The sequence below is a fragment of the Kitasatospora sp. NPDC057692 genome, assembly GCF_042799475.1.
Classification (GTDB): Bacteria; Actinomycetota; Actinomycetes; order Streptomycetales; family Streptomycetaceae; genus Kitasatospora.
The window spans coordinates 154355-164059 of the sequence record NZ_JBHVIV010000011.1; the positions used below are offsets into that span (position 1 = coordinate 154355).

10 protein-coding genes and 1 pseudogene are annotated in these 9705 nt (G+C 73.5%); 4 read left to right on the top strand and 7 right to left on the bottom strand.

The genetic code is table 11. The features are described 5' to 3' along the window. A partial coding sequence (gene uvrB / locus ACFVFS_RS09900; RefSeq protein ID WP_380622091.1) for an excinuclease ABC subunit UvrB occupies positions 1-2007 on the bottom strand: 2007 nt, incomplete at its 3' end. Between the two features lie 66 nt (positions 2008-2073). Then, a complete protein-coding gene (gene zapE, locus ACFVFS_RS09905; protein ID WP_380622093.1) occupies positions 2074-3129 on the bottom strand; it encodes a cell division protein ZapE in 1056 nt (351 codons plus the stop codon). 74 nt (positions 3130-3203) lie between these two features. Here zapE and ACFVFS_RS09910 point away from each other — a divergent pair, with 74 nt between their 5' ends. The 4 genes from ACFVFS_RS09910 to msrB all read left to right on the top strand — a co-directional run bounded on the left by ACFVFS_RS09910 (position 3204) and on the right by msrB (position 6528). Then, on the top strand, positions 3204-3971 hold the full coding sequence (locus tag ACFVFS_RS09910; RefSeq protein ID WP_380622096.1) for a pyrimidine reductase family protein: 768 nt from the start codon (positions 3204-3206) through the stop codon (positions 3969-3971). 141 nt (positions 3972-4112) lie between these two features. Further along, positions 4113-4574, top strand: a complete 462-nt coding sequence (locus ACFVFS_RS09915) for an indole-3-glycerol phosphate synthase (RefSeq protein WP_380622099.1) — start codon at positions 4113-4115, stop codon at positions 4572-4574. Between the two features lie 124 nt (positions 4575-4698). Next, the gene (gene murC / locus ACFVFS_RS09920; RefSeq protein ID WP_380622117.1) at positions 4699-6081 is read left to right on the top strand and encodes a UDP-N-acetylmuramate--L-alanine ligase; all 1383 of its coding nucleotides are present in this window, start codon (positions 4699-4701) and stop codon (positions 6079-6081) included. Positions 6082-6123: 42 nt separating this feature from the next. Next, on the top strand, positions 6124-6528 hold the full coding sequence (gene msrB, locus ACFVFS_RS09925) for a peptide-methionine (R)-S-oxide reductase MsrB (protein WP_350552787.1): 405 nt from the start codon (positions 6124-6126) through the stop codon (positions 6526-6528). A 51-nt stretch (positions 6529-6579) separates the two neighbouring features. Here the strand turns inward: msrB and ACFVFS_RS09930 are convergent, their stop codons facing one another. The 5 genes and pseudogenes from ACFVFS_RS09930 to ACFVFS_RS09950 form a co-directional block, all read right to left on the bottom strand. Continuing rightward, positions 6580-7788 carry a cytochrome P450 gene (locus ACFVFS_RS09930; RefSeq protein WP_380622101.1) on the bottom strand — a complete coding sequence of 403 codons (1209 nt, stop codon included), beginning with the start codon at positions 7786-7788 and terminating at the stop codon, positions 6580-6582. Continuing rightward, positions 7785-8333: an ATP/GTP-binding protein gene (locus tag ACFVFS_RS09935; protein WP_380622120.1), complete on the bottom strand. Its 549-nt coding sequence runs from the start codon at positions 8331-8333 to the stop codon at positions 7785-7787. Before ACFVFS_RS09935 ends, ACFVFS_RS09930 begins: the two co-directional genes overlap by 4 nt. A 61-nt stretch (positions 8334-8394) precedes the next feature. Then, positions 8395-8757 (bottom strand): DUF742 domain-containing protein, encoded by a 363-nt coding sequence (locus ACFVFS_RS09940; RefSeq protein WP_380622103.1) that lies wholly within the window; start codon positions 8755-8757, stop codon positions 8395-8397. Continuing rightward, positions 8754-9206 carry a roadblock/LC7 domain-containing protein gene (locus ACFVFS_RS09945; RefSeq protein ID WP_380622105.1) on the bottom strand — a complete coding sequence of 151 codons (453 nt, stop codon included), beginning with the start codon at positions 9204-9206 and terminating at the stop codon, positions 8754-8756. Before ACFVFS_RS09945 ends, ACFVFS_RS09940 begins: the two co-directional genes overlap by 4 nt. 11 nt (positions 9207-9217) lie before the next feature. Beyond that, a pseudogene (locus ACFVFS_RS09950) lies at positions 9218-9705 on the bottom strand (hypothetical protein); the annotation flags it as partial.

Sequence of the window (9705 nt, forward strand, 5' to 3'; positions counted from 1 at the left end):
GTCGACGGCGGCGGCGTGCATCCGCTCGGTCATCGACTGGATCAGCTCGGCCAGCTCGGCCGCCGGCAGCGACTTCGCCGGCTTGCGCTCGGCGCCGAGCGCCGGCACCGGGGCCTTGCCGCCCTTCCCGCCCGCGCCGCGGTAGCCGCTGGACAGCAGCTCGCCGGTGTCCACGTCCTCGCGGGCGAGGGTGTCCAGGATGTCGCCGATCTTCTTGCGCAGCGGCTGCGGGTCGATCCCGTGCTTCTTGTTGTACGCCTGCTGGACCTCCCGGCGGCGGTTGGTCTCCTCGATGGCCTTCTCCATCGCCGGGGTGATCCGGTCCGCGTACATGTGGACCTGGCCGGAGACGTTGCGGGCGGCGCGGCCGATGGTCTGGATCAGCGAGGTGCCGGAGCGCAGGAAGCCCTCCTTGTCCGCGTCCAGGATCGCCACCAGGGAGACCTCCGGGAGGTCCAGGCCCTCGCGCAGCAGGTTGATGCCGACCAGCACGTCGTACTCGCCGGCCCGCAGCTCGCGCAGCAGCTCGACGCGGCGCAGCGTGTCGATGTCGCTGTGCAGGTACCGCACCCGGATGTCCAGGCCGAGCATGTAGTCGGTGAGGTCCTCGGCCATCTTCTTGGTGAGCGTGGTGACCAGGACGCGCTCGTCCTTCTCCACCCGCTTGCGGACCTCGTGCACCAGGTCGTCGATCTGGCCCTCGGTCGGCTTGACGATCACCTCGGGGTCGATCAGGCCGGTCGGGCGGATGATCTGCTCGACCTGGCCGTCGCCCCGCGACAGCTCGTACGGGCCCGGGGTCGCCGACAGGTAGACGGTCTGGCCGATCCGCTCCAGGAACTCCTCCCACCTCAGCGGGCGGTTGTCCATCGCCGACGGCAGCCGGAAGCCGTGCTCGACCAGGGTGCGCTTGCGCGAGGCGTCGCCCTCGTACATCGCGCCGATCTGCGGGACGGTGACGTGCGACTCGTCGATCACCAGGAGGAAGTCGTCCGGGAAGTAGTCGAGCAGGGTGTTCGGCGGGGAGCCGGGCTCGCGGCCGTCGAAGTGCATCGAGTAGTTCTCCACGCCGGAGCAGGTGCCGATCTGGCGGAGCATCTCGATGTCGTAGGTGGTGCGCATCCGCAGCCGCTGGGCCTCCAGGAGCTTGCCCTGCTTCTCCATCCGGGCGAGGGTCTCCTCCAGCTCCTTCTCGATGCCGTTGACCGCGCGCTCCATCCGCTCCGGGCCCGCCACGTAGTGCGAGGCCGGGAAGACGTGGATGGCCTCGGGCTGGCTGATGATCTCGCCGGTGAGCGGGTGCAGCGTGTACAGCGCCTCGATCTCGTCGCCGAACATCTCGATCCGGACGGCCAGCTCCTCGTAGACCGGGAAGATCTCGATGGTGTCGCCGCGCACCCGGAAGGTGCCGCGGGTGAAGGCGAGGTCGTTGCGGGTGTACTGGATGTCGACGAAGCGCCGCAGCAGGACGTCCCGGTCGATCTCCTCGCCGACCTTCAGCTGCACCATCCGGTCCACGTACTCCTGCGGCGTGCCGAGGCCGTAGATGCAGGAGACCGACGCGACCACGATCACGTCCCGGCGGGTGAGCAGCGAGTTGGTCGCCGAGTGCCGCAGCCGCTCGACCTCCTCGTTGATCGAGGAGTCCTTCTCGATGTAGGTGTCCGTCTGCGGGACGTACGCCTCGGGCTGGTAGTAGTCGTAGTACGAGACGAAGTACTCGACCGCGTTGTTCGGCAGCAGCTCGCGGAACTCGTTCGCCAGCTGCGCGGCCAGCGTCTTGTTCGGCGCCATCACCAGGGTGGGCCGCTGCAGCTTCTCGATCATCCAGGCCGTGGTGGCCGACTTGCCGGTACCGGTGGCACCGAGCAGGACGACGTCCTTCTCCCCGCCCCGGATCCGCCGCTCCAGCTCCGCGATCGCCGCCGGCTGGTCACCGTTGGGCTGGTAGGGACTGACGACCTCGAAGGGCGCCACTGACCGCTCAATACTCGTGATGGGTCGCACGCCTCCACCGTACGACCCGCCACCGACAACCGAGCACCCTTCCCTCAGCCGCGTGCGCCTCGCACCTCAGCTCCGGGCGCTGTCGCGGGCGAGGGCGACGAGGCGGGAGACGGCGCGGAGGTACTTCTTGCGGTAGCCGCCGCGGAGCATCTCCTCGGGGAAGACCCGGTCGAAGGGGAGGCCGGAGGCGGTGACGGGGAGTTCGCGGTCGTACATGCGGTCGGCGAGGACGACCAGGCGCAGGGCGGTGGACTGGTCGTCGACCTGGCGCACGCCGCGCAGGCAGACGGCGGTGACGTCGTCCAGCAGGGCGCCGTAGCGGCTGGGGTGGACGACGGAGAGGTGGGCGAGCAGGGCGTCGAAGTCGTCGAGGGAGGCGCCCGGGGTGCGGGCGGCGACGGCGTCCACCTCGGCGTCGCCGTAGGGCGGCGGGGCGTCCGGCAGGCCGCGGTGGCGGTAGTCCTGGCCGTCGATCCGCATCGGGCGGAAGTGCGCGGACAGGCCCTGGATCTCGCGGAGGAAGTCGGCGGCGGCGAAGCGGCCCTCGCCGAGCTTCTCGGGCAGGGTGTTGGAGGTGGCGCAGAGCTTGACGCCGTTCTCCACCAGGCGGCCGAGCAGGGTGGAGACCAGGACGGTGTCGCCCGGGTCGTCGAGCTCGAACTCGTCGATGCAGAGCAGCCGGTGCCCGGAGAGGGTCTGCACGGCCTGCTGGAAGCCGAGCGCGCCGACCAGGTTGGTCAGCTCGACGAAGGTGCCGAAGGCCTTGGGGCCGGGGGCGGCGTGCCAGAGCGAGGCGAGCAGGTGGGTCTTGCCGACGCCGTAGCCGCCGTCCAGGTAGACGCCGGCCGGGCCGGCCGGGGCCGGGGCGCTGCGGCGGAACCAGCTGCGCTTGGGCGCGGAACCGTTTCCGCTGTTGAGCGTGCCGGCGAACTCCTCCAGGACCTGCACGGCCTCGTACTGGCTGGGCTGGGCCTGGTCCGGGATGTACGTCCCGAAGCTCACGTCGGAGAAGCGCGGCGGCGGCACCATCTCGGCGACCAGGCGCTCGGCGGGGACGACGGGACGCCGGGCGGTGAGGGCTATCGGCTCGGTCGCGGTGGCGGGGCGGGAAGCTGCGGGCACGGTGGTAAAGGGTACGCCTGGTCGCGGGGGCTCCGGGACGGCGGTCACCGAACTGCCGGTGGAACACTGGTGGCATGCAACAGCTGATCAGCCCGGTGGCGCGGACCTTCGACGACCCGAGTTCGCTGGAGGCGCTGGCCGCCGTCTACGCGTACCCCGAACAGGTGAACGGGGGGCGGCCCTGGCTGCGCGCCAACATGGTGGCGGGGCTGGACGGCGGGGCCCGGCTGGACGGGCTCTCCGAGGGGCTCTCCGGCGACGCCGACAAGCGGATCTTCGGTGTGCTGCGGGCGCTGTCTGACGTGGTGCTGGTGGGGGCCGAGACGGTGCGGGCCGAGGGGTACCGGCCGGCCCGGGCGCGGGCCGACTTCGCCGACGCGCGCCGGGCGGCCGGGCAGGCGCCGGCGCCCGCGATCGCGGTCGTCAGCCGCTCGCTCGGGCTGGACCTCGCGTCGCCGCTGTTCACCGAGCCACTGGTGCGCACCGTGGTGATCACCACCGAGGACGCCCCGGCGGACAGTCTGGCGGCGGTGGCCGAGGTCGCCGACGTGATCACGGCCGGCCGGGGCTCGGTGGACCTGCGGGCGGCGGTCGCGGCGCTGGTCGAACGGGGCTGGACCCGGCTGCTGACCGAGGGCGGGCCCCGGCTGCTGGGGCAGCTGGCCGCCGAGGACCTGCTGGACGAGCTGTGCCTGTCGCTGGCGCCGCTGCTCACGGGCGGCGACGCGCCGCGCATCCTGCACGATGCGCACCTGCCCGACGTGCAGCGGATGCGACTGGTCTCATTGATCGAGCAGAAAGGATTCCTCTTCACCCGCTACCTGCGTCCGGCCACCCCGTGACCCCGGGATCGTGATCCCGCTCCCACTTGGGGCCTCCTCCGCGTGGCCCGTGTGCCGGGTGGGGAGCGTGCGGAAAGCTTCCGCCGGGCAGTATGGGATGCGAAGCCGGAGCCCGGGGGCCGGCGACTGGAAGGGACTCACGTGTTCAAGACGGTACTGATGATCGAAAAGGCGCTCTCCGACGCGGACGTGGCGCTGGTCACCACGCTCCACAGCGAGGAGAAGGTGTCCTTCGTCGTCCTGATGCAGCCGCGCGGCAAGCAGGACGAACTGCTGCGGGCGCTCGACGACGTCGCGCTCGGCCATCTCGACAAGGTGGTGCGCGAGCACGACGAGTCCGAGAGCGGGCCGACGGTCGCCACCGAGTCGCTGGAGCACAGCCTGCGCCACCTGCGGCGGGCCGGTGCCGAGGCGGTCGGCGAGCTGGTCGAGGAGTCGCCGCTGGAGCGGCTGCGCGCCGTGGTCGAGGAGCACCACGCCGACGAGGTGGTGGTGCTCACCTCCCCGCACTTCGTGGAGGAGTTCTTCCACCGTGACTGGGCCTCCCAGGCCCGCCACAAGGTGGGTGTCCCGGTGCTGCGGCTGTTCGCCAGCGACTCCTGACGCGACCCCGACGTGGTGCAGAATCGTCCTTGCGGTCCGGCCGCGAGGACGATTCGCACGCCGTCCGCCCCTCCCCTGATCCCCGCCCGTACGGAGCCCCGCCTTGAACGACGCCGCGCACGACCTGCACGCCCCGCACTTCATCGGCATCGGCGGCGCCGGGATGTCCGGCCTGGCGAAGATCCTCGCGGTGCGCGGGGCCAGCGTCTCCGGCAGCGACGCCAAGGAGTCCGAGACCGTCCGCGCGCTGCGCGCCCTCGGCGCCGGCGTGCACATCGGGCACGCCGCCGAGCACGTGCCGGAGGGCGCGAGCAGCATCGTCGTCTCCAGCGCCATCCGCGCCGACAACCCGGAGCTGGCCGCCGCCCGCGAGCGCGGCATCCCGGTCGTCCACCGCTCCGACGCGCTGGCCGCGCTGATGGGCGGGCGCCGGGCACTGGCCGTGGCCGGCACCCACGGCAAGACCACCACCACCAGCATGCTCGCCGTCGCCCTCGGCGAGCTGGGCCTGGACCCGTCCTACGCGATCGGCGGCGACCTCGACGCGCCCGGCTCCAACGCCCACCACGGCACCGGCGAGATCTTCGTCGCCGAGGCCGACGAGAGCGACCGCAGCTTCCACAAGTACGCGCCCGAGGTGGCGATCGTGCTCAACGTGGAGCTGGACCACCACGCCAACTACGCCTCGATCGACGAGATCCACGAGTCCTTCGAGACCTTCGTCGGCCGGATCGTGCCCGGCGGCACCCTGGTCGTCTCCGCCGACCACGACGGCGCCCGCGAGCTGACCGCCCGGGTGGCCGGCCGCGCGGACCTGAAGGTGGTCACCGTCGGCGCCGCCGAGGACGCCGACCTGCGCGTCCTGTCGGTCGTCCCGCACGGCATGACCAGCGAGGTCACCGTGCTGCTGGACGGCGCCGAGCTGGCCTTCACCGTCTCGGTGCCGGGCCGGCACTACGCCCACAACGCGGTCGCCGCGCTGGCCGCCGGCGTCGCGCTCGGCGTCCCGGCCGCCGACCTGGCCAAGGCGCTCGGCGCCTACACCGGTGTGCGCCGCCGGCTCCAGCTCAAGGGCGAGGCGGGCGGCGTCCAGGTGATCGACTCCTACGCCCACCACCCGACCGAGATGACCGCCGACCTGGAGGCGATCCGGGAGGCCACCGCCGGCCGCGTGCTGGTGGTCTTCCAGCCGCACCTGTTCAGCCGCACCCAGCAGCTCGCCGAGGAGATGGGCGCCGCGCTGGCGCTCGCCGACGCCTCCGTGGTGCTCGACATCTACCCGGCCCGCGAGGACCCGATCCCCGGCGTCACCAGCGAGCTGATCATCGACGCCGCCCGCCGGGCCGGTGCCGAGGTGACCGCCGAGCACGACTTCGCCGCCGCCCCCGCGGTGCTGGCCGGCCTGGCCCGCCCGGGCGACCTGCTGCTCACCATGGGCGCGGGCGACGTCACCAACCTGGGTGCGGAAATCCTGGAGTGCCTCACCGGCGTTGCCACCAACGTCTGAGTCCCCGGACGAGTCCCGGACCCGTCGCGACCTGGAGCTGTCATGAGCTACGAGATCGAGAAGACCGACGCCGAATGGCGCGCCCAGCTCACCCCCGAGGAGTACCACGTCCTCCGGGAGGCCGGCACCGAGCGCCCGTTCACCGGCGAGTACACCGACACCAAGACGGTCGGCGTCTACGGCTGCCGGGCCTGCGGCGCCGAGCTGTTCAGCTCGGAGACCAAGTTCGACAGCCACTGCGGCTGGCCGTCCTACTACGCGCCGCTGGCCGGGGACCGCGTCCAGTACATCGAGGACACCTCGCTCGGCATGCGCCGGGTGGAGGTCCGCTGCGCCCGCTGCGGCGGCCACCTGGGCCACGTCTTCGAGGGCGAGGGCTACGGCACGCCGACCGACCAGCGCTACTGCATCAACTCGGTCTCGCTGACGCTGAAGCCTGCGGAGTAGCGCGGAGCACGAGGAGGCCCGGGCACCCGAGGGTGTCCGGGCCTCCTCGTGTCATCCGGCGACCGGGGTGAAGCGGACCGGGAGGCGGACCAGGGCGCGGTGGAAGGGGCCGGGGCGCCACTGGAGGGCCTCGGCGGGCTCGGCGAGTTCGAGGTCGCCGATCCGGCTGGTCAGCTGCTCGATCGCGGTGATCGCGATCAGCAGGGCGGGGTCCCGGGCCGGGCAGGCGTGCGGGCCGGCCGCCCAGGCCAGGTGCGCGGACTCGCCGCTGCGCAGTTCGGCGGTTTCCGCGGTGGCGGCGGGCGGGGCGGCCTGGGAGTTGGCGGCCGCGTAGGAGACCAGGACCAGCGAGCCCGCCGGGATCGCGCGGCCGTGCAGGGTGACGTCGACCCGCGGGTAGTGGGCGGAGAGGTTGGCCAGCGGCGGCTCGTGCCAGAGCACCTCGTCGATCGCCTGGTGCGCCGTCATCGCCCCGCCGAACAGCGAGCCGGCGTAGCGGGCGTCGGTGAGCAGGCGCAGCAGGGCGTTGCCGATGAGGTTGGTGGTCGGCTCGTTGCCCGCGATCATGGTGAGGGTGATCTGCCGGACCACCTCGTCGTTGTCCAGTCCCGCCGGATGGGTGAGGAACCACGAGGTCAGGTCGTGCCGGGGACGTTCGCGGCGCTCGGCGACCATCCCGGTGACCACCTCGACGAGGTCCGCGTACGCGGCCACCGCGTGCCGGGTGGACTCGATCGAGCCGACGATGCCCACCACCAGCCGCTCGCGGTGCTCGTCGGGCACGCCGAAGCCGGTGGTGAGGACGTGGACGGGCAGCCGGCGGGCGTAGTCGGCGATGAGGTCGGCGGAGCCGGTCTCCCCGAAGGCGTCGATCAGCCGGTGGGCGACCTCGGCGACCCGGCGCTGCAGCAGGTGCGGCTCCAGCAGCGCCAGGCCGTCGGTGATCACCTGGCGGTAGCGGGCGTGCGTCGCTCCGTCGCTGAACAGCGCGGTCGGCCGGTAGCCGAGCACCGGCAGCAGCGGGGAGTCCGCCGGGACGGTCCGCTGCCAGGCGCGGGAGTCCTTGGAGAAGGTGTCGGTGTCGCGCAGCAGGTCGAGGGCGGCCTGGTAGTCGGTGACCAGCAGGGCCCCGACGCCGGGCGCGATCTCCACCTCGGCGATCGGGCCCTGTCGGCGCAGCCGCTCGTAGACGGCCTGCGGTTCGGCGGCGAAGGCCGGGCCGTGGAGGGCGATCGGGGGGTGGGCGGCGGGGGCGGTCATGGCTGCTCCGGGGCGGCGGGGAGGCCGTGCAGGACGTGCTCGGTGAGCGCGATCAGGGCGTCCAGGCTGGAGCCGCGCTCCCGGGCGTCGCAGAGCACCAGCGGGGTGCTCGGGTGCAGGTCGAGGTGGCTGCGCAGCACCGCGGCCGGGTGGATCGGGGCGTCGGGGAAGCGGTTGACGGCGACCGCGTAGGGCAGTCCCTGCTCCTCGACCATGTCCATGATCTCGAAGGAGTCGGCGAGCCGGCGGGTGTCCGCCAGGACGAGGGCGCCGATGGCGCCGCGCGCGATGTCCTGCCAGAGCGGGAAGAACCGCCGCTGGCCGGGGGTGCCGAACATGTAGAGCACCAGCTCGCCGGGCAGGGTGAGCCGGCCGAAGTCGACCGCCACCGTGGTGGTGGTCTTGCCCGGCAGGCCGGCCACGTCGTCGACGGGGGCGCCGGTCTCGGTCATCGCCTCCTCGGTGTGCAGGGTCGGGATCTCCGAGAGGGTGCGGATGAAGGTGGTCTTGCCGACCCCGAACGGGCCGGCGACCACCAGCTTCATCAGCGTCTGTTCGGGGTCGGGCAGGTAGCCCACCCGGTCCGGCCGCCCCGGACCGGGCGGATTACCGGAGAGTGCGGAGTCCAACGAGGAGCCTCTCGACGAGGGAGCGGTCGGTCTGCTGGGCGCGGGGGATCGGCGCGCGGGCGTGCAGGCAGCCCGCCTCGACCAGATCGGCCGCGAGGAAGACCGTGGCGCTGACCGGCAGCCGCAGGTGTGCGGCCGCCTCCACCACGGTGAGCGCGCCGGGTCGTAAGAGGTCCCAGAGCCGTCGGTGCTCCGCCTCCAGCTCCGCGAGCGCCGACGGCCGGTCGGCGCCGGTCGCGAACAGCACGGTGAGCCGTTCGAAGCCGTCGCCGCCCGGGCGGGTCCGGCCGCCGGTGGCCAGGTAGGCGGGCACCATCCGCCTGCGGGGGGTGGGGGTCATGACCGCGCGGGGGCGTCCTGCCGCCTGGCCGGGCTCGCCAGGGCCCGGCCCAGGGCGGCGACCTGGACCTGCATCTGGTAGGCGACGTTGCCGAGCTGGGCCTCGGGCGTGGTGAACACCGCGAGCGAGGTGTTCACCCCGGCCGGGACGACGACGGCGAAGCCCAGGTCGGACTCGACCACGGTCTGCGCCAGCCGGGGCTGCTCGACGTCGGTGAAGGCGGTGGTGAACGCCCGGGCGGCGGCGTGCACGGTGGCGGTCATCGCGGCGACCCGCTCGGCCGAGGCGCGGGCCAGGCCGTCCGAGGCGGCCTCGACCAGGCCGTCGCCGGTGGCGATCACCGCGTGCACGACGCCCGGCAGTTCCAGGAGCGGGGTCAGCACCCAGGCGATGCCGTCGGTGTCGGACGGGCTGGGCGTGGTGCTGGTGGGGCTGGGCGTGCTGCTCACAGCGCGGCTCCTCAGGGGGTCTGGGTGGTGCGGCGGCCGGACGCGTCCGCGGGACCGACGCCGGTGCGGGCGGCGTCGGGGCGGGGCGGGGTCGCCAGGTCGGCGCCGGTGGGGCCGGTCGCCGCGGGGGACGGGGGGTGGGGGCTGGGGCCGGGGCCGGCCGGGTCGGCGGCCTCGGGGTCGGTGCGGGTGCCGGCGGCCGCGCGGGTCCCGGCGGCCTCGGCGACAGCCTCGGCCTCGGCGACGGCGGCGCGGCCGGAGCCGGTGCCGTGCTGGAGCGCCTGCCAGCGGGCGGCGGCCTGCTCGGGCGTCCGCACCGGCCGGACGGCGGCGGCCTGATCCGGCGTTCCGGCGGGGGCGGCCTGCGGGGTCGGCGCCAGCGGCCGGCGCCGGCGGCGGCTGGGCAGGCCGGTGCCGTCGTCCGCCGGGCCGGGACCGTCCGGAACCGCGCGCACCGGCGGGACGGCGTGCACCGGCGGCTCCTCCGACGGCCCGGGGG

Bases quoted from the DNA above. Each gene is read 5' to 3' on its own strand.
- ACFVFS_RS09910 (WP_380622096.1), top strand. From the start codon at position 3,204: ATGCAACAGCTGATCAGCCCGGTGGCGCGGACCTTCGACGACCCGAGT.
- msrB (WP_350552787.1), top strand. From the start codon at position 6,124: ATGAGCTACGAGATCGAGAAGACCGACGCCGAATGGCGCGCCCAGCTC.
- ACFVFS_RS09930 (WP_380622101.1), bottom strand. From the start codon at position 7,788: ATGACCGCCCCCGCCGCCCACCCCCCGATCGCCCTCCACGGCCCGGCC.
- ACFVFS_RS09935 (WP_380622120.1), bottom strand. From the start codon at position 8,333: ATGAAGCTGGTGGTCGCCGGCCCGTTCGGGGTCGGCAAGACCACCTTC.
- ACFVFS_RS09940 (WP_380622103.1), bottom strand. From the start codon at position 8,757: ATGACCCCCACCCCCCGCAGGCGGATGGTGCCCGCCTACCTGGCCACC.